Below are 18,555 nucleotides of genomic sequence, written 5' to 3' on the forward strand. Positions count from 1 at the left end.
AAAAAGGGTACGGGACGCTCGATCTTTATGCGAGTAAACGGATCGATAAAACGTTTAAATTGCAGTTTAATGTGAAAAATATCACGAGTGCGACTGTAGAGACAACTTCTCATCTGTATGATACATCGGGTGCGATTACGCAGACACAAATCGATAAAGAGCACTCTCGTCCGCAGATTCTTTTGACGTTGGATGGGAAATGGTAGGATAAAGATTTTCACAAGAGAGCCTTAAATGTTGGAATCTTTAAGGAGGTCGATTTTGCAAGTAAGACTCTCGTGTGAAAATATCAAGAAGTCCGAAAAGGACTCTCTTGATAGAGGATATTAGAGCGTATTTTTAAATAATGCCACCATACCCCATCCGAAATAGACAACAATCCATAAAACAAAAATCGCCAAGGAAGTATTAGCGAGTCGAGATACGGCTGAGCCTTCGGTTGCAGTATAGACCCCTTCGGTTTTGCCGACTTTCCATGCCATGGTCAGGATAAAGGCAATCCCTGTAAATCCGAGAACGACAAATGTCAGCAAGAACATCGCAATCGTTTCCCACTCTAGATTCATGTGATAACCGTACAAATCATATCCGATACCGGACATAATGTTGTAGCGGATAAGCTCTCTGACCCCTGAGATCAACAGTGCTACAATGACCAGTACTCCTGTCGTAAGGTAGCTGTTTTTATTGCTTATCGCTAACATGAGGAGGATGACGACCGAAGCGACCGTAGCCAGTGAAAGCGGGTGCAAAAGGAGGTTCTCTTTTAGCATCCATACCGCGAACAGCGCAGCGCTGATGATCAAGCCGATAACGGCCATTTTGGTTCCCAAATTTTTAACAAACTCCAGATATTTTGGCTCGAAATCTTGGCGTGTGCTCAAAAATCGGCTGTAGTTTTGCATAAAAATCCCTGTAACCGGGATCATCAAACTCACCATAAATCCAAGTCGAATGAGGTCGATGTGGATATTCCATCCGGAGTTATCGACGACACCGTTAGGGGCATACCAATCCATCCATTGCGTCGGTGAAATCGCTTCGACGGCAAAGTTGTGCATCAAAACGCCGCAAAATACCAATATGGCAAATGAGACGATTCCGATAAGGGTGTTGCTCGAAGAACCCTTTTTATTGGCATATTGATACCAGTAGTACATCGTATATCCGATGATCAGCGCATATATAAAGATAAAGACCCATGCCCCTGAGAGGGTGTTCGCCACATACCAGCCCGAATCATAGATGACCTGCGTAAACAGTAATGGGGCAACCCCCAAAACGATGAGAACCGATATACTGATTTTCCCCGTCATAATGAGATGGGGTGTCAGTATTTTCCAATACGGGTCGCTTTTTTGTCGGGTACTTCCGTAAATCGAAAGCCCCATAGAACCCAGCGCCAATAATACAAAAGCCGCGTGCAGAGCCCATGTCAAGACATATAGTCCTTGGAACACTACCGGGTAAAACGGTACCCCGGCGGCATCCTTCATTGCATTTATGAATGTTGCATCCATAATCGTTCTCCTTTATTTGGCTTGCGAGGCGATATAGGCGGCCATCGCATCGTACTCTTCATCCGGAAGAGAAATTTTTGGCATATAAGGGATAGAACCCGTGCCGATGACATTTTTCATGTAGTCTTTGATCCCCTCTTCACCCATAGGACCGGCTAATGGCATGAGCGGACGGTAGAGACCGTCTTTTTCGAGTGAGTGACAATTTGAGCAGGCGATACGTGTCAGCAGTTTTCCTACTTCAAGTTTGTTTTCGGGAGTGATAGTACGCAGCCGATCCGGAATCCAAGGATCCAGTTTTAACAACCCTTTTTCGGCCAATCGCGACGTCTCTTCTTTGATCCCTTTGCCGGGGACGTCTCGTCCGATGATTTGATCGCTGTAGACGTATTGTCCGGCTACCCACGGTTTACGCATCGTTTCACGGAGTTTTTCACCCGGCCATACCCCTACGATTCCGATGACGAGCATCATTGTGATGGCAAGTGTTCTGGTGACCCATTGCGGTTTGATAATTGCGATCGAGAAATAGATCGAGAACAAGATGGCGAGAATAATACGGTTCATCACAATCGCATCTTTTTGCATCCCCAGCAGCGTATGGGCATTGAGAGGAAGGGTATTAACATACCACATAAAGAAAAAGACGGTGACAAAACCGCCGAGCAAACTGACCCATCCCATTTTTTGGGTCAATTCTTCGGAAAGTTCTTTGTTCTCTTTGCGCATGGCGGAGGAGATAATCATACCGATGATCCCCGACATCATAATCATAAAGCCGATACGCAAAAACATATGCGGGAAGGTATTGATACCGAAAAACGCGTCGCTGGCAGAACCTGTTGTGTAATACGCTTCCGTCCCAGGCCACATCATAAAACTGATGATCCCGATGATCAGTGCGAGAGTACCGACAGAGGCAATTGCAAAGGTATAGGTGAGTTTCAGATGGGTTTTACGGTCAATCTTATCGATAAAATAGATGAGGGCAAAAACTCCAAGCACTTCGTAAACGAAAAAGACCCATTCCGTAGCCCATACCCATACAAAGTTGTGAATAAGGGCGCTGATGCCTCTGGGGCTGGCCGCTGTCGCCGTGTACCAGATACCCGGTCCCGTGATGGAGCCGATGACGTAGGAAAAGATCAGCAAAAACATGCCGTAACGTTTCATATAGTCATACAAATCGGTCCGGTTCTCTTTTTGTGCCTTGTACGCTAAAAAAGCGAACAAAAGTGCCGCCCCTACGGACGTGTGCGATGCCATAATATGAATGGCACCCGTAAGACCCATCAACCATGCCGAGCCGAAATGGGGAACGTAAAATAAGGGATAAAATCCTAACAGATCCATAAAATCCTCCTGTGCAATTAAAATATTTTGCTATTTAGTGAGAGGGGATACTGTTGTTGCGAGAGCGAGTATCGAACATACATTTCCCTGGTTCTAAATAGGTTTGTATGCACGACAACGTCGGAGAAATGGCGAAAAAACGCTATAATTTTGACGTTGCTATGCAATACGTTTTTCCGTCTGCTTGAGAGCTGCAATTCATAGAGCAGACGGATCGTGACTGAGCTTTCTACGACGTTTTTCTCCTAATAATAATTTCCGAGACTAGGATTATGATCTTATAGTGTTAATTTTGTGTTAAGCAATTAGAATTTTTTTTTAAAAAAATTAGAAGGTTAAATTACACTTTTTCATCGTCTCTTTCCACTCCGTCGAAAAGTTTTTGAGAATGGTTTTTGTGTCATGAGGAATGGTGCAGTCGGAGCAGTCGTGATGAATGGAATTCTCATGCTGAAACACTTTTCCCAGAGGTGCATTGATCGCGCAGTAGCTATAGAGCGTTATCCCCTCATTATCGGCTTTGGCATTGTCGTTAAAACGAAAATAGGGACAGGCACACCAGTAGCAGTTGAGATGAGGGATATCGTGGCATTTGGTCTTCGTCGAATAAAGCAGACAAAAATCAGCCTCTTTTTCCAGCATGTTTTCAAACTCAAAATACTTTACAATCTGCTCTGGTGTAAAATCGCGTTTTGCCAGTTTAGTGAGAATATGGCGATGTTTTTCGGCGTGGGTCTGGAACCATTTGGTATATGTCATATGGGTATAATAGCGAAAAAAAACGGAGAGATTCTATGATAATCTGGCATAACCCGAAATGTTCAAAATCACGGGAAGCATTAAAATTATTAGAGGAAAAAGGTACGAGCAGCGAAGTGTTCAAATATCTAGATACGCCTCCCTCTCGCGATGAGATTGTTGCACTGCTGCAAAAATTGGGGATTTCGGCGCGTGAACTGATGCGTACCAAAGAAGATCTGTATAAAGAGCTTGGGCTTGCAAAAGTGACCGACGAAGCAAAACTGATCGATGCATTGGCGGAGCATCCGAAACTCATCGAACGTCCGATTTTGATTGACGGGAATCGAGCGGTGATCGGCCGTCCGGTAGAAAAAGTGATCGATTTTTTAGCCTAGTAAATATGCCGATCACTTTTGGCGCGCCAAAAATCAAACAGTTTATTGGTTCTTTCGGTGTCAATGGGACGAAGATCAAGGGAGGTTCTCGGATTGTTGATCATCGTGTAAAAGCGTCTATCATCAAATCCTCCTTCTGCCGCATCTTCCATAGAAGAGGCGTAGTAGACGATCGGTATTCGCGCCCAAAAAATCGCTCCCATGCACATGGGACAAGGATAGCAAGTCGTATAAAGGATGCAGTCGGAGAGATCGAAACGCCCTAAAGTCTGAGACGCTTTACGGATGGCATTGACTTCTGCATGGGCTGTGGGATCGTTGGTTTTGAGCACTTCGTTATGGGCGGCAGCGATAACTTCCCCATTAAGAACAATAGCGGCTCCGAAAGGGCCTCCGTCATTGCTACTCATCCCTTTGAGTGCTTCATCGTAAGCAATTTGCATGATCGGATTGATTTCATTAGAGAAGGACGACACGGTTTCTTCCCTCCTCTTTGGCTTGATACAAAGCCTGATCAACACGCAGAATCACGGTATCGTTGGTATCAGTATCTCTGATTTCGGTAACGCCGATACTACAGGTAATCTGTTTGGCAATCGGATGAAAAGTTTGTTCAATAATTTTTCTAAGCCGTTCGGAACGCTGCAGTGCCCCCAAACCGTCACAGTTATTGAAAAGGGCAATAAACTCTTCCCCTCCCCAGCGGGAAAAAATATCTTCTCCGCGAATGTGCTCAGTGACAGCTTGTGTAAATGCGATCAGCACTTCATCCCCGACGATATGGCCATAGGTATCGTTCACTTTTTTAAAATAATCGAGATCAAAAAATACAAGGGATATTGGCAGTTGTGTCCGTTTGTGCTCTTTGATTTTTTGTTCGAGCAGGATGCTGAATTTCATCCGGTTCGTGACTTTGGTCAGATGATCGGTAGAGGCCAGAAGAGTGAGCTGATGCATTGATTCGTTCAGTTCGTGCGTCCGTTCTTTGACCCGTTCTTCCAGATGTTCGTTGAGCTCTCGAAGCTGCTGTTTTTTCTCTTTGAGAGCATCCATGGTTTGGTTGAGCTGGGTACGCAACCGTTCTTCTTGTTTTCTGGATTCGCCTAGTAATTTGATCTGACGTTCGAGAACCGTGATTTTTTTAATGTATTCGGAACACTCTTCGCTCATAGGGTATCCTTAACCGAGATCGGCATAAACAATGTCCAGGCCGCATCGAAGATTTTTAAGGTATTCCAATGCCAAAGGGACATCTTTTTCCGAGAAAATCGATCCGTGCTGCGGCAAAATTCCTTTTAATGTTATCCCGTCCAATCGGCGGACAAATCCCCGTGCGGCAATATTGGATGCCATATAATCGACATGGAAAAGATCCATATTGAGTTTATGGGTTTCAAAATCACTGCTTAAGAGCTCCCAATCGGTATCGAGCGCTGCCCAAATGTCTCCGGAAAATAAAAAAGCGGAGGTTTCATCGTATGTGGTGAATGCACCGGGAAAGTGGAGAAACGGGGCTTCGATAAAACGGAGTTTTTTCCCGTTTTTGAAGGTATATTCCATGTGTTCCGCAATATCGTAAAACGTATAATCGCTCCGACCGTAGTGGGGAAGTAAAACGTTGGTTCGTGCTGAAGAGATAATCGTGAGTTCCGGATTAAGCTCAAGCCAGTCAACCATCGATGCGGCTACATCCGGATCTTGATGGCATAAAATAAGGGCATTGATTTTGAGCGGATCGACAACTTGTGCTACCCGAGCTTTGACTTGCTCAAAGTATTGTCGGCTTCCCGGATCGACGAGAATGCATTCCTCTCCTGAACAGATCAGATAGACATTGCATCGAAATGCGGTTTCTTCTTCAATCCCGAGCCAATATATACGATGACCTGACTCTTCAAACAACAAAGTCGGTTCATCAAGGCTGATCATTTTGCCTCGATACTGTTCTAGAAAATCCGTTCCCATATTTTTCCTTTAGTACCTAATCTATATCTATCATAAATCCAAATATCTCAATGTTTCCTTATTTCGTATTATTAGTGCATGCCGGAGCGAGAAGCTCGGGACGGTATTCGAAATGCATCGTATCATAGTGATACCATCGTCCGCCCCAAATAAACCCATGCTTTTCAAAGATGCGGACAATGGAGAGAGGCATAGTGTTTTTATAACCGATATGAGCGGTCTCTGAGGGTGCTTCGTCTTTCCAATATTGGGTTTTGGTAGGGGCAAGGTCGATGGCAATGCCGTAACTGTGCATAGAGAGACGATCGGTGTCCTGGATTACGCGATAACAGTAGGTTGTCGCCCCTTCTGCCCAGATACGGTCACTTTTTGGGAGTTTGGCAATTTCCTGGCCGATTTGATAAAGCTTTTTATCTACCCCTGCTACTTTGTTCACCGGAAGTTTGATGGACCCTTTTAGGGTCGGCCAGTCGATTCGGACGAGATTTTTTTCAATCGCTTTTTGATCTTTTCCGTAAAGTGCTTGAAAGAAAGGCTGATAGCGCAGACGTCCCGGATCGAAGAGATACGGCGGCGGTGTATCGTGCCCTCCTGCATCATAGTGCTGTTCAACCTGTGTCGCGAGATCAGCATGGTTTATTTTCGCGTCCCATGACGATTTTGAATCATCCGTGTGATAGGGAAAACGGGTGCCGTCTTTGAGGACGATCATATTTTCATCAGCTGAAACGATGAGGTTGGGATAGCCTTCAAGGTAACATTGAGGATTAGCCCACACAAGGGAGAAAAGAAGCGCGGAAGCGGTTAAAACAGTAAAAGATCGCATGAATACTCCTATAGAAACAGTATTTTATCGAATAATAAACAAATCACTATACGTTTATATCTTCACGATTTATTCACACAACTATGTCATGATAACGGTATTCAAACACATAGGAGTCTTTTATGAAACCTGTACGTTCTATTAGTGCTATTTTAAGTGCGGTTATGATTTTGTCTGTCTCTGCGTATGCCGATCGCGATGATGATCGAAGAGGACGGTATGTGCCGGTGTACCATCATAAAATGCCGTATTACAGTCATGATAATCGTCGTGATTATCATCATGACGGAGGAAACTGGGTGATTCCTCTCGTCATCGGAGGGATGTTGGGATATGTCCTGTCTGAACCGAATCGGGAGAATGTAACCTATGTTCAGAGCGTTTCGGCTCCGGCTCCCGTTATTTATGCTCCGCAGCCGGTATATGAAGAACGATGGGTCTATTTCAGTGACTGTGATTGTCAACGCAAAGTATTGGTTCCTGTTCGTTGAGTTTTCTCTCTTTTTTCTCTTCATACATGGCCATATCCGCCGCTTTGATCAGAGCATCGCCGTCGGTAGCATTCTCGGGATAGAGTGCCATTCCGATGCTGGCGCGGGCTTTTAGTGTTATTGTTGTATCCAGAAGAATCGGTTCACTGATTGCGGCATGGATGGTGTCTCGAACCGTTTGAAGATGCTCTTTGCTTTTAACATCCTCGATGACGACAATGAATTCATCCCCTCCGTAGCGGCATACCGTATCGCTGTTGCGCAGGCATGAAATGAGATTTTTAGCGACACTTTTTAATAACTGATCTCCTGCTTCATGACCGTAACGGTCGTTAACCAATTTGAAATCATTTAAATCGATAAAAAAGAGGGCGAGATTTTGACGGGATCGTTGTGACCTTGCGATTGCATGACGGAGACGATCATTCATGGCAGAACGGTTTACCGCACCGGTGAGGGGGTCATGTTGTACGCGATGGTTCAGGACGTCCAGATGAGAAGAAATTTTTGTAATATCGTGGAGATTGGCGACATAGCTGACAAGACGGTTGCGATGATAGATTGCGGTAATCGTGACACTGAGGATCTTTTCTTCGGTATCGGAACGTTTGCTGATTGTTCCTCGCCAAGTATGGTCGGAATCAAATGCGGATAAGATCGTATTAAACGCCAGCCGTTCTTTAAAGAGGTATTTACCGATATGGGTTCCGTAGAGTTGATGCTGATCGTTAAGTGCAAGGGCAAAAAAGCTCCGGTTGGCAAACTCGATAAGCCCTTTTTCATCGGTATAAAAAATAGCGTCTCCCGCACTCTCCAGCGCCGTTGAGCGTTTATTGAGTTCATCAAGGGTTTTCTGTGAAACCGTAATATCCTGAGCCATACACAAGATATCCCCTCTTCCTCCTGCTAAACGACGATTGCGCCATTCACAAAAAATCTCGCTTCCGTGTTTGGTGATGTTGTAGTTTTTAGAATAGCTGATCCCCTCTGCCGCAGCTTTTTGCAGCATACTTGTGACGTGTGCTTTGTCAAAATTCGGGACGATCAGATCGAGAATGTTTTCACCTAAGCCCTCACCGCTTTCCCAACCGAAAATAGCTTCGGCAGTTTGGTTCCATTCGATGATACGATAATTTTGATTTATGACGATCAGTGCGACGGGAGAGTCGTTGAAAAACTGCTGATATTGTTTTTGGCTTTGAATGAGACGACGGTTGAGAATGAGAGAATGGATAACCCATAAGGCTAAGACAACAACGAGGGAGGGGATTGCTAAAAATTCCATTAAGTTCGCATAGTGAAATAAGGACCGGGGTACGGAAAGAGGACAATGCAACCGATAAATAGAGCAAAGAACATGCGGGAACTCATGGGAACAGGCGATATCCTTGTTTGATTTTATGCATTGTATTACGTTGTATATTATTTTGACATTAAGCGGTGTAAGGTTTTTTTCTCTTTTTTGAGACAGCAAGCGCTATAATAAAGAGATTAAAGAGGAGGTGAGAATATGTTTTTCCCTACACTTGGGCTTATTGCATCGACAAACGTTATAACGGTAACGGTTCATGAGAGCATACAAGATGCCCTGAACAGAATGCACGAACATAATCATCGAAGTATCATAGTGTCGAATAATACGGTTTATTACATTATTTCGACAAAAGATATTATCCGGTTAAAACGTGAGGGAATCTCTTTTTCCACTCCACTTTCTCAAGTGCCGTTGCGAACGCTTCCTGTGATTGAAAAAGAAAGTAATATTATCAGTGCGCTTAACCTCACGAATGATGAAGATGAATACATCTGTGTGTGCAACAAAGACGGAAGTCTCTTTGGATTGGTAACCAATAGCGATATCGTTGCCAGCGTTGATCCGCAGGTTATTTTGGATTCACTCCAGATCTCGACGATATTTGAAAAAAAATACGGGTTTAAAAGCTTTGCCCCTGATGCATCGATGGCGGAAGTATTGGATTATCTGAAAGACTCTCTCAGTGATTGCGTGATTATACAAGAAGACAAAAATGCGGTTGGAATCCTTACTTCCAAAGATGTTTTGAGATTTATCGGGGATGAGCAACATGAAGAGATGCGTGTAAAAGAAGTGATGTCTTCACCGGTCGAAACGCTGAGTAACAAAGCTTCTATAAACGAGGGGCTGGAGTATCTTCGAACACGTCCGTTTAAGCGTATCGTCGTTACGGATGAGGATAATCATGTCATCGGGATTGTGACACAGCAGGATTTGATATCGCGCACCTATCTCAAATGGTCTCAGATAATGCAGGATCATTTTAAACAGTTTGAAGAGATTACCCAGATTCTCCAGCAGCGCAATCAGCATCTATCCATATTGGCGACCAAAGATTCTCTGACAGATATCCATAACCGTCATATGTTTTCTGAATTGTTTGTTAAAGAACTCTCGATGCTCAAGCGCCAAGTAACGAAACTTGCATTGGTTATGATCGATTTGGACCATTTTAAACATATCAACGATACGTACGGGCATAATATCGGTGATTATGTCCTTAAGCATTTTGCATCGTTGGTCTCCTCGTCGGTACGCGAGGCAGATATGTTTGCCCGCTGGGGAGGAGAGGAATTTGTTTTATTGCTTCGAAATGCGGGATGTGCTGAAGCATACGGAGTCGGTGAGAAGATTCGATCTCTCATAGATGCTCAGGAGTTCGATGGTGTCGGGCATGTGACGTGCAGTATCGGTATTACTGAAGTGTCTCCGGAGGATACGATTCAAAGCGCTATCGAACGAGCTGACAGTGCGATGTATGCGGCTAAAGATGCGGGACGTAACCGCACGATAGCATGTGAAGCGCGCGTATGAAGCTCATTACTTTAAAAATGATCGTATCGGACAGCGCATTTACGCTGCAATCCAGTCAGCCTATTTCCAAAGCACTGGAGTTTATGGCGGAGCATGCGATCAGTTCCATTATTATTGTCGATAGTCAAAACCGCCCTATAGGGATTTTTACCGAACACGATGCCCTTCGGGTGGTAGCTGAGATCATGGATACGGAGCGCCCTTTGGCTGAGGTGATGACTCCGAGTCCTTTTTGTGTTGATGAGAACGTGTATCTGCATGATGCGTATGCCATGATGGCGGAGAAACAGTACCGCCATCTTGTAGTTATTAACGCTAGCGGAGAATTCATCGGAGTTGTCAGCGAGGGGGATTTCCTTCGTCATATCGGATTTGAAAAACTGAATAAATTTAAACTGGTATCTGAAGCGATGAGCGAATCACCGCTTATCGTTCGTCTCGATACGACGCTTGTTGCTGCTGCGGGATCAATGAAAGATCGAAAATGCGACTATGCAGTAGTATTGGACGGAAACCATCCGGTAGGACTTATAACCGAGCGTGACATCGCGCATTGGTGTGCCCATGAAAAAGAGGCGAGTACGGTAACGGTAGAGAAACTGCTGCATCGTGACTTTAAGATTATTCAAAAAAATATCCCTTTGCAAGAAGCGGCGGCATTGATGGAAGAACACGGAATCCATCAGCTGATCGTAGAAGATGAAAAGGGGAATCTAGTCGGATTACTGAATCGTCATGATGTGCTGCACGCGGTTCACGGCGCCTATTTTGAATTTTTGATTCGAGTGATTGATCAAAAAAATGCCGCCATTGCCAAGATAGGAGAACGAAAAAAAGAGCTTTTTGAAGAAAAAGAGAGCATCGAAAAAAATGCGTTAAAGCTTCGGAAACTGTTCGAAGCACTTCCTGACGGGATTGTTCTTATAGACAGTACCACAATGGAGGCGGTAGAGTTCAATGAGGCTGCTCATACCCAATTGGGATATACGGCTGAAGAGTTTGCCGTATTGTGCATTCCTGATTACTGTGTTCTAGAAAGCCCAGAAGAGACACGCAGCCATATAGAGATCATAACACGTGATGGAAGAGATACTTTTGAGACGGTTCATCGTACCAAAACCGGTCAATTAATTGATGTGTGGGTCAATGTCGTCTCTGTAGCCCTTTCCGGGCATCCCTATATGATTGCAATATTTCGCGATATCACAGAGCAAAAAAAAGCGGAGCGAAATTTACGGGAGCACCAAGAAGAGCTTGCAAAACAGACTCATTTTCTTAAAACCCTTTTTAACAGTATCCCTGACCCTATTTGGATCAAAGATTATGAGGGGAAATATCTGGCGTGTAATTTAACATTTGAACGTCTGGCCGGAGCGAGAGAAGAAGAGATAACCGGGAAAAGCGATTTTGATATCGTTGATGCTGAATTGGCGCAGTTTTTTCGAGATCACGATATAAAAGCGATGCATTCTCCAAAAGCGACTATATACGAAGAATTTTTGACGTTTTTGGATGGAAGTTATGCCGGATATTTTGAGACAACCAAAACAGCAATGAGAGATACCGAGGGGAATATTATCGGCGTGCTTGGGATTGCCCGTGACATTACTGAGAGAAAGCACCATGAAGAGCGGTTGGAGACATTGGCAAACTACGATCCGCTCACCGGTTTGGCGAATCGGGCGCTACTGCTATCTCATTTGCAAAATTCGATTCAACAGGCCAAACGGGATACTCTACAGATCGGATTGCTGATGTTCGATTTGGACCGATTTAAAGATATCAATGACAGTTACGGCCACAATGCGGGGGATGAAGTACTGCAGCAGGTGGCGATCCGTTTTGGTTCACGTTTGCGAGAGGGAGATCTGATAAGTCGTTTGGGCGGAGATGAGTTTGCGGTTGTCATAGAGAATCTTACTCATCCTGAAGATGCAGGACGTTTGGCAAAAGAGATGCTCAGTGTGCTGGGGGAAGTCTATAAACTCTCCAGCGGAGCATCGATCCATATCGGCGGAAGTGTCGGAATCGTACTTTTCCCCGATCATGGGGAGAGTGCTCAGGAATTGTTGCAACATGCAGATGCGGCATTGTATAAAGCAAAAGAGGAAGGCAGGGGCTTATACCGCTACTATACGGATGATTTGACCGATAACGCGCGTAAACGGATTGAGTGTGAGATTAGTCTGCGTCATGCGATTACCAATTCTGAATTTGAAGTGTATTATCAGCCGCAAGTCCATATCGCTACCGGCCGAATAGTCGGAGCAGAGGCTTTGGTGCGCTGGAATCATCCTACCCGAGGCATCGTAAGTCCTGTAGAATTTATTCCGATTGCAGAAGAGACGGGATTGATCGGTGAAATCGGTGAATGGGTGCTGAATGAGACCTGCCGACAGGGGAAAATCTGGCTCGATCAGGGGCATAGATTGACGTTGGCGGTGAACCTTTCTGCCCATCAGGTGCGTCATCAAAATATCCTTAAAATGGTTGATACTGCCCTTGATGCAAGCGCTTATCCTGCTTCTAGACTGGAATTGGAACTTACAGAGAGTGCGTTGATGCAGCGTGAAGAAGAGACGGTAGAAATGCTTCATGCGCTTCGAGCGCGGGGAATACGACTCGCTATTGATGATTTTGGTACAGGGTATTCTTCACTTTCCTATCTCAAACGATTTCCGATCGATGTGTTGAAAATCGATAAAAGTTTTGTTGATGACGTTCCGTTTGACTCTGATGATATGGCAATTGTAACGGCGATTATCGCTATGGGACAGGCACTTGGATTTCAGGTATTGGCTGAGGGGACAGAGAGGATAGAGCAGATCGAGTTTCTCAAAGAGAAAGGATGTACGATGTATCAGGGGTATTTCAAAAGTCCGCCTGTTCCTGCGGCAGAGTTTGAAAAATTGTTGGAATAAAAGATTACTCGACGCGGTTTCTGCCCCGTTCTTTGGCCAGATAGAGTCTTTCATCGACTTGGGTGACGTATTGGTCAATTGTTGTTTGATTAATGGGCACGGTATTGTCGACCAAAATCGCGAGTGTTCCGATACTGACTGTATAGCGGATCGATATATCTTCGATGACAACCTCTTCTGCAGCGGTTGCATCGCACACTTTTTGAGCCAATGTGTGGGCATTTTGTTTGTCCGTTACGGGCAACAAGATCATAAACTCTTCTCCGCCGAAGCGGAAAATATAGTCTGATTTACGCAAGGTTTGTTCTAATATACCGGAAAAATGTTTCAATATTATGTCCCCTATTGCATGCCCATAGGTATCGTTGATACGTTTAAAATTATCCAGATCGCACATCATCAGGGAGAATTCTCTCCCTGTTGCTTTGGAGATATCCAGTTTATTCATCATGATTTTATTAAACAGCCGACGGGTCAGGAGGTGGGTGAGTGGGTCTTTTGCACTCTCTTCGATTTCATTGAGAAAGGCGATCTCATTTCCGATTTCTAGGGAGTAATAGTCGATTCGCTGCATCAAGTGGATGAGTGTCGCGGGACGTACCATTTTATTTTTACAGTAATTAATAGCATTTGCCGCCAGATCGTGGAGGTTGATATGGAGCTTTTCGATCACTTTAAAATGGGATGTTGAGAGAAGATACGAGGTGGTTGCACTGTTCATCCATCGACCGAATTCACAGTGATTCGGGTCAAGTTCGGGATAGTTCTCATTACATTCATTTTGCTGGATGTAAAGGATGAGATTAAGTATCCATTGGATGTGGCTCTCATAATGAACCATAAATTTCTTGTCCTGCATGATGGCGATATGGGAGAGCCGGAGCTCATTTTTGAGGGTGAGCTGATTTAAAAATTTCTGAAGATACAAGGAAGTAATCCGATCTTCATGTTCCGAAAAATAGCGATTGATTGTCTCAATATGTTCTAATTTCTGTTTTTCGGCAAGAATGCCGATAAGCTTGCGTGCGATCGTAAGGAGTTCACTGTAAAGAAACAAATAGGAGATGTCGTTTTCGATTGTATAGTGTACGAGTATTTTGGTATTTTGGTCGATCTCCTCTTCCGAGGTAGAAAGCAGGAGGGCCAAAAGGAGTTTTTTTTGTTCGGCGATCACATGGGTATAGAGAAGATCGTTGGCAGTGTTAAATTGAATACTTTCCACATTGATACTAAAATCGTCCACACATTTCTTGATGTCGGAAAAGTATTGAGAAACAATAGACATTTTTTCCTGCTTTTTTGGAATAATAGCTGTTTATCGAGTATAACATGAAATTATAAAAAAGCGAAACACCCTTCTAATCGGCTTATTTTAATGTATCGACATACTCGGCAACCGCTTTTAGCTCTTCGTCACTGAGTGCAGCAACATTGCCCTGCATCACCTCTTTTTGAGCTCCGCCGAATGTGCCGTTTTTGTAACCGATAAGTTTTGCCAACGCTCCGCTGCCACCGGCGATCGCTTTGCCCGCTATGGAGGTATCTTTACCGTCCATTCCGTGACATTCGCCACATTTGGCCCCGTAAATTTTGGCATTATTTGCCGCCATCATCGTGGAAACGCCTAATATTAAGAGAGCAATTGTTTTGATCATGTTACATCCTTTGGAGTCGTATTGGTTTATTGTAACACATTTATTTTACCATCTGCATAATGCCCATCACGATTTCGACAAGGATCAAAATGATAATGATCCACTCTAAAAATTCACTTTTTTTATGATTGATCAAATCCATAACGAGCATGACGTCTTCTTTGATCTGAGAGAGTTTGGAGAGAGCGGTTTCATGGCGGTCGTAAAGTTCGAGGACAAATGCCAGACGGTTGTAGAGGGCTTCGGCTTCCGCATCATCCCAAAGGATATTGGGTTTGTCCAGCAATAACAGATTGCTCACCATATCGTGGCGGGTGAGGGCAAGCCGTTTGGCAAACTGCATCAGATGAGCACGCCGGGTAGTAGAGAACGTATGGATCGATTCGACGATTCGACGGCTTTGGAGAAAGAGAGTGTTGAGCCGTTTTTCGTAATGTTCCAATCCGACGCTTTGGGAGACCGCCAAAGCAATAATGTTAAGATTGTGGGTAGAAGCCGATTTGAGAATTATTGCTTCGTTGGTTACTTCAAAAGCAGACCCGAGTGACGGATCGATTCGAATAGGGTAGTCTTGAGTAATAATCGCATTTTCATCTTCTGAACCCAGGGTAATTCCGAGAGTTGAGAGGGCTTTGAGAATCTCTTTTTTCTCTTCAGCGATGAGAGTCAGTACGCCAAAGGGAGCCAAAACGGCATGAAGGGTTTTATTGTACCCGTAATAGCCGTTTTCAACCCCTTTTATCAGGGTCAGATCTAGGGAATATTCTATCGTAGATTTATTGAGGGGTTTGTCGAGGTACAGAGATAACAGGTTCATATTTCTCCTTTTAACCGAAATTGTTTCCTATAGTTTATCACTCCTTGATTACAAAAATGTTTTTCTAATTAACGCATACGCGATTGCGTCCCGAAGTTTTTGCTATGTAGAGGGCTTCGTCTGCATGAATCACTAATGTTTCAGGGGTATCATCGTCATAGGCGGAGACGCCGAAACTTGCTGTTTGGGTATAAGAGGGGAACATCGTTTCTTCAGCGAATATCGAACGGAGTTTTTCCGCCAGTATGATCGCATCTTCTTTAGTGGTTTCCGGACAGATAATCAAAAATTCTTCCCCTCCCCATCTTCCTACCGTATCGCTTTCACGGCAATTTTGACGCAGCAAATCGGCTGTTTTTCTGAGGACTTCATCTCCGGCATGATGACCGTACGTGTCGTTAACATTTTTAAAAAAATCCAAGTCGATCAAAATAACCGACAGCGCTCTTCGATAGCGCTTTGCCCTATTGACGGCATGCTGAAGCGCTTCGTTGAGCCGGTAACGGTTGGCAAGAGTCGTAAGTGCGTCCGTGCTGGAAAGGGTCTGGAGCTTTGTATTGGCTGCTTCGAGGTCGCTTTGGGTACGTTTTAGACTCTCCAATGTCATCTTATAGTCTTGATTGATCGTTCGGAGTTTACGCGTGTAATAAAGAAGCAAGAGAAGTAAAATTGTTAGAGGAAGGACGATCTTGAGTATTCCGCTCCATGTAAACTGCTGCGTGTACTCTATTTTAATATGGCGATTGTAGATCGCATCGCGCTCTTGGGGGGTGATGGAGGCAAGTGCTTTTTCCATAATAGTCGCTAAGATAGGCCAGTCATTGCGGATCCCCATCGCCAACTCAAACCGATACGGGAGTTCGCCTGAGATTTTGATGTTGGAATATCCCTCTTGTTTGATAGCGTATGTAATGGCAGCGGTGTTATCGATAAATGCGAATGCTTTTCCGGTCATAACCACATCAAGCCCCTCCGTTACCGTATCGACTTCGAGCCGTTTGATAAAGGGATAATAGTGTTTGAGTATCTCTTGCGGAAGATAGCCCCGTGCGACCGCAATAGTTTTACCTTTTAAATCGTGGATACTGTTGAGATACCCCACATTATCCCCGGTAGCAATGACCATTCTAAAATTGAGGTAGGGTGTCGTAAAGGTGACATACTTTTCTCTTCCGGGTATTTTCACGGCACAGGAATACATATCGAGCCGATGTTGTTCCATAAGACGGATAGAATCTTTCCATACACCGTTCGTATTAGGTACGAATCGAATCCCCAGTTTTTGGGAGATAAGGGCGAGATAGTCGGCTGCTAATCCCTGATAATTACCTTGTTTATCCAGATATTCAATAGGTGCCCATGAGGGGTCTATCGCTATATGAATGATGGGGTGGGCACGGAGCCATTCTCGCTCATTTTGAGTGAGATCTATGGATTTTGGTTGTGTGTCCTTATCAAGGTCAAGGGCAAAGAGGGGTAAATACAGGGCTATCAGGATGAGGATAAGCCACTGTTTTTTCATTCAATGCCCTTTATTTACATCTGTTCGTACAGATCGAACAGATCGATTCCGTCCGGGAGGCGCGGTTTGCCGTCCCGGAAAGAGCGGGTATGGGCGATAAGCCGTTTGAAATGTTTGCGCAGATGGTAGGCATCTGGGACATTGGGACGGAACCAGTCCCCTTTTGCACTAAAGAGCCAGTCAATAGCCGATTTGACATCGAGTACACTGTACCCTCCTGTATCGAGAAGAAGTTTGATCTGCTTTGCCCAGCTCATGACATCAAACGGTTCTTGAAACTGAGGGTCGATGGAGGCGAGGTGGCGGATGAAATATTGAGCCATCTCGAACTCCTCGGTGGACGGTTTAGCCTCGATGAGTGCTTGCTCGGAAGCAAGTACCGGAGCGTTGGATGCGATCTCTTTGCGAACCCAGCGCTCAAACTCGGCACACCAGTCGAATGAGCGGTTGTTTTTGGAACGCTGATAGAGGTTGAAATCCTCAAAAAGCTCCCGCCGCAGCCCTTCACGGTCACACAGCTCAAGCGCAAAAGCGTGAAGCTCTTCATGCGCTTCGTTGGAGAGATTGAGGTAATAGTTGCTGTCACTGTATTCTGTGGCAGTGAGGGCAACTGCTGCAGGAGAGAGGAGGTTGACCGGTGCAAAGGTATAATAAATCATGACCCCCTGGCCGGTTTTTCGGCGAACGGTTTTAAGGATATTTTTTTTAACCAGAGCATCCAGCGCTTCTATCACCTCTCGCGGAGAGTGGCGGAGAGACTGCGCCAGTGTTGAGGCATCGATATCCCCCGGTTTGTCTCCCCATTGCTGAGTATGGCGTGCGATGAGCGGAAGGAGAGCCCGTTCCATGAGACTAAGGTCTTCACGGTCGATCAAAGAAGCGGGAAGGGTTATCATGAGCGTTTGAGTGATTGGAGAATTTTAGTTTTCATAGGGGCAGCGAGGGTATCATTTTTGGAGCGTTCCCGACGGAGGATTTCAGTACGGTATTCGTGGGCAACACGCGCTTCAAACAGGCTTCGATCCAGTGAGACATAGTCGTAAATCCAAGATTTAGTCAGGACTTTGACAACATTAATATCGGTTTCATCGAGTAAAGGGGCTTCTTCGCCTAAGCGTTTGATCGAGGTAAAACGGATCTGTTCGAACCGCTCCAACGCACTTTTATCCGGATCTCGCACCAGGCTCACTTCTCTGCGAATGTCATACATCAGCCGGTAGAGTTTTTCACTTCGCTCTTGCGCTTCGATATCGATCGGGGTAAGGGCTTGCGTTTCAAACTCTTCAGCGATAAGAGCTATTTTTTCAAAACCGTTTTTATAGGGCATATTGCGCTCAGAAAGGCGTCGGAAGAACTCACGATATTGTGCAGGATGGATGGAACGTACGAGATCGGCAACATGCGCGCGGAGGTTAATGTCCTCTTCAATCTTGAAGTACTCCATCAGCGAAGTGACGAATTTAGCCCGGATTTGATCTTCAGTCGGTCGATTTTGTTGCAT

19 protein-coding genes are annotated in these 18,555 nt (G+C 44.8%); 5 read left to right on the plus strand and 14 right to left on the minus strand.

Annotated features, from left to right (window positions below; translation table 11 throughout):
- On the plus strand, positions 1-206 hold a 206-nt coding region (locus tag PHP90_RS08150; RefSeq protein WP_299928001.1), incomplete at its 5' end, for a hypothetical protein.
- A gap of 120 nt (positions 207-326) precedes the next feature.
- On the opposite strand, the gene PHP90_RS08155 is transcribed toward PHP90_RS08150, so the two are convergent.
- From PHP90_RS08155 to PHP90_RS08165, 3 genes are all read right to left on the minus strand, one after another.
- Positions 327-1,520, minus strand: coding sequence for a hypothetical protein (locus PHP90_RS08155; protein ID WP_299928004.1), 1,194 nt, complete (start codon positions 1,518-1,520; stop codon positions 327-329).
- A 12-nt stretch (positions 1,521-1,532) separates the two neighbouring features.
- Complete coding sequence (locus PHP90_RS08160; protein WP_299928007.1) at positions 1,533-2,873, minus strand: c-type cytochrome; 1,341 nt, start codon at positions 2,871-2,873, stop codon at positions 1,533-1,535.
- 327 nt (positions 2,874-3,200) lie between these two features.
- Positions 3,201-3,632: a hypothetical protein gene (locus PHP90_RS08165; RefSeq protein WP_299928011.1), complete on the minus strand. Its 432-nt coding sequence runs from the start codon at positions 3,630-3,632 to the stop codon at positions 3,201-3,203.
- Between the two features lie 35 nt (positions 3,633-3,667).
- On the opposite strand from PHP90_RS08165, the gene arsC reads away from it, so the two are divergent.
- On the plus strand, positions 3,668-4,009 hold the full coding sequence (gene arsC, locus PHP90_RS08170; RefSeq protein WP_299928014.1) for an arsenate reductase (glutaredoxin): 342 nt from the start codon (positions 3,668-3,670) through the stop codon (positions 4,007-4,009).
- Here arsC and PHP90_RS08175 read toward each other — a convergent pair.
- Genes PHP90_RS08175 through PHP90_RS08190 form a run of 4 tightly spaced genes read right to left on the minus strand, consistent with a single transcriptional unit; the run spans position 4,006 to position 6,800 of the window.
- A complete protein-coding gene (locus PHP90_RS08175; RefSeq protein WP_299928017.1) occupies positions 4,006-4,485 on the minus strand; it encodes a nucleoside deaminase in 480 nt (159 codons plus the stop codon). The two genes, arsC and PHP90_RS08175, sit on opposite strands and share 4 nt — an antisense overlap.
- Positions 4,469-5,179, minus strand: coding sequence for a GGDEF domain-containing protein (locus PHP90_RS08180; RefSeq protein WP_299928020.1), 711 nt, complete (start codon positions 5,177-5,179; stop codon positions 4,469-4,471). Before PHP90_RS08180 ends, PHP90_RS08175 begins: the two co-directional genes overlap by 17 nt.
- 9 nt (positions 5,180-5,188) lie before the next feature.
- Positions 5,189-5,974: an MBL fold metallo-hydrolase gene (locus tag PHP90_RS08185; protein ID WP_299928023.1), complete on the minus strand. Its 786-nt coding sequence runs from the start codon at positions 5,972-5,974 to the stop codon at positions 5,189-5,191.
- A gap of 58 nt (positions 5,975-6,032) precedes the next feature.
- Positions 6,033-6,800 (minus strand): M15 family metallopeptidase, encoded by a 768-nt coding sequence (locus tag PHP90_RS08190; RefSeq protein ID WP_299928026.1) that lies wholly within the window; start codon positions 6,798-6,800, stop codon positions 6,033-6,035.
- Between the two features lie 122 nt (positions 6,801-6,922).
- Here PHP90_RS08190 and PHP90_RS08195 point away from each other — a divergent pair, with 122 nt between their 5' ends.
- Entirely contained in the window at positions 6,923-7,291 is a 369-nt protein-coding gene (locus PHP90_RS08195; RefSeq protein WP_299928029.1) for a hypothetical protein, read from the plus strand.
- Here PHP90_RS08195 and PHP90_RS08200 read toward each other — a convergent pair.
- Positions 7,245-8,576, minus strand: a complete 1,332-nt coding sequence (locus tag PHP90_RS08200) for a diguanylate cyclase (RefSeq protein WP_299928032.1) — start codon at positions 8,574-8,576, stop codon at positions 7,245-7,247. The two genes, PHP90_RS08195 and PHP90_RS08200, sit on opposite strands and share 47 nt — an antisense overlap.
- Positions 8,577-8,801: 225 nt before the next feature.
- On the opposite strand from PHP90_RS08200, the gene PHP90_RS08205 reads away from it, so the two are divergent.
- Positions 8,802-10,139 carry a diguanylate cyclase gene (locus PHP90_RS08205; protein ID WP_299928035.1) on the plus strand — a complete coding sequence of 446 codons (1,338 nt, stop codon included), beginning with the start codon at positions 8,802-8,804 and terminating at the stop codon, positions 10,137-10,139.
- Positions 10,136-13,060: an EAL domain-containing protein gene (locus PHP90_RS08210; RefSeq protein ID WP_299928038.1), complete on the plus strand. Its 2,925-nt coding sequence runs from the start codon at positions 10,136-10,138 to the stop codon at positions 13,058-13,060. The genes PHP90_RS08205 and PHP90_RS08210 overlap by 4 nt, the downstream gene beginning before the upstream one ends.
- Positions 13,061-13,064: 4 nt before the next feature.
- Here the strand turns inward: PHP90_RS08210 and PHP90_RS08215 are convergent, their stop codons facing one another.
- From PHP90_RS08215 to PHP90_RS08240, 6 genes are all read right to left on the minus strand, one after another.
- A complete protein-coding gene (locus tag PHP90_RS08215) occupies positions 13,065-14,345 on the minus strand; it encodes a sensor domain-containing diguanylate cyclase (protein ID WP_299928041.1) in 1,281 nt (426 codons plus the stop codon).
- An 82-nt stretch (positions 14,346-14,427) separates the two neighbouring features.
- On the minus strand, positions 14,428-14,715 hold the full coding sequence (locus PHP90_RS08220; RefSeq protein WP_299928044.1) for a c-type cytochrome: 288 nt from the start codon (positions 14,713-14,715) through the stop codon (positions 14,428-14,430).
- Positions 14,716-14,755: 40 nt separating this feature from the next.
- Positions 14,756-15,532, minus strand: coding sequence for an RMD1 family protein (locus tag PHP90_RS08225; protein ID WP_299928047.1), 777 nt, complete (start codon positions 15,530-15,532; stop codon positions 14,756-14,758).
- A gap of 64 nt (positions 15,533-15,596) precedes the next feature.
- Positions 15,597-17,054, minus strand: a complete 1,458-nt coding sequence (locus PHP90_RS08230) for a diguanylate cyclase (protein ID WP_299928050.1) — start codon at positions 17,052-17,054, stop codon at positions 15,597-15,599.
- 14 nt (positions 17,055-17,068) lie between these two features.
- On the minus strand, positions 17,069-17,950 hold the full coding sequence (locus PHP90_RS08235; protein ID WP_299928053.1) for a hypothetical protein: 882 nt from the start codon (positions 17,948-17,950) through the stop codon (positions 17,069-17,071).
- Positions 17,947-18,555 (minus strand): hypothetical protein, encoded by a 609-nt coding sequence (locus tag PHP90_RS08240; RefSeq protein WP_299928056.1) that lies wholly within the window; start codon positions 18,553-18,555, stop codon positions 17,947-17,949. Before PHP90_RS08240 ends, PHP90_RS08235 begins: the two co-directional genes overlap by 4 nt.

The organism is Sulfuricurvum sp., from assembly GCF_028712165.1.
Lineage (GTDB): Bacteria > Campylobacterota > Campylobacteria > Campylobacterales > Sulfurimonadaceae > Sulfuricurvum.

What these genes read in the sequence shown, in the direction of transcription:
- PHP90_RS08160 (WP_299928007.1), bottom strand. Translation starts at nt 2,873, where the DNA reads ATGGATCTGTTAGGATTTTATCCCTTATTTTACGTTCCCCATTTCGGC.
- PHP90_RS08195 (WP_299928029.1), top strand. Translation starts at nt 6,923, where the DNA reads ATGAAACCTGTACGTTCTATTAGTGCTATTTTAAGTGCGGTTATGATT.
- arsC (WP_299928014.1), top strand. Translation starts at nt 3,668, where the DNA reads ATGATAATCTGGCATAACCCGAAATGTTCAAAATCACGGGAAGCATTA.
- PHP90_RS08165 (WP_299928011.1), bottom strand. Translation starts at nt 3,632, where the DNA reads ATGACATATACCAAATGGTTCCAGACCCACGCCGAAAAACATCGCCAT.
- PHP90_RS08235 (WP_299928053.1), bottom strand. Translation starts at nt 17,950, where the DNA reads ATGATAACCCTTCCCGCTTCTTTGATCGACCGTGAAGACCTTAGTCTC.
- PHP90_RS08155 (WP_299928004.1), bottom strand. Translation starts at nt 1,520, where the DNA reads ATGGATGCAACATTCATAAATGCAATGAAGGATGCCGCCGGGGTACCG.
- PHP90_RS08230 (WP_299928050.1), bottom strand. Translation starts at nt 17,054, where the DNA reads ATGAAAAAACAGTGGCTTATCCTCATCCTGATAGCCCTGTATTTACCC.
- PHP90_RS08220 (WP_299928044.1), bottom strand. Translation starts at nt 14,715, where the DNA reads ATGATCAAAACAATTGCTCTCTTAATATTAGGCGTTTCCACGATGATG.
- PHP90_RS08240 (WP_299928056.1), bottom strand. Translation starts at nt 18,555, where the DNA reads ATGCAACAAAATCGACCGACTGAAGATCAAATCCGGGCTAAATTCGTC.
- PHP90_RS08225 (WP_299928047.1), bottom strand. Translation starts at nt 15,532, where the DNA reads ATGAACCTGTTATCTCTGTACCTCGACAAACCCCTCAATAAATCTACG.
- PHP90_RS08205 (WP_299928035.1), top strand. Translation starts at nt 8,802, where the DNA reads ATGTTTTTCCCTACACTTGGGCTTATTGCATCGACAAACGTTATAACG.
- PHP90_RS08210 (WP_299928038.1), top strand. Translation starts at nt 10,136, where the DNA reads ATGAAGCTCATTACTTTAAAAATGATCGTATCGGACAGCGCATTTACG.
- PHP90_RS08200 (WP_299928032.1), bottom strand. Translation starts at nt 8,576, where the DNA reads ATGGAATTTTTAGCAATCCCCTCCCTCGTTGTTGTCTTAGCCTTATGG.
- PHP90_RS08180 (WP_299928020.1), bottom strand. Translation starts at nt 5,179, where the DNA reads ATGAGCGAAGAGTGTTCCGAATACATTAAAAAAATCACGGTTCTCGAA.
- PHP90_RS08215 (WP_299928041.1), bottom strand. Translation starts at nt 14,345, where the DNA reads ATGTCTATTGTTTCTCAATACTTTTCCGACATCAAGAAATGTGTGGAC.
- PHP90_RS08190 (WP_299928026.1), bottom strand. Translation starts at nt 6,800, where the DNA reads ATGCGATCTTTTACTGTTTTAACCGCTTCCGCGCTTCTTTTCTCCCTT.
- PHP90_RS08185 (WP_299928023.1), bottom strand. Translation starts at nt 5,974, where the DNA reads ATGGGAACGGATTTTCTAGAACAGTATCGAGGCAAAATGATCAGCCTT.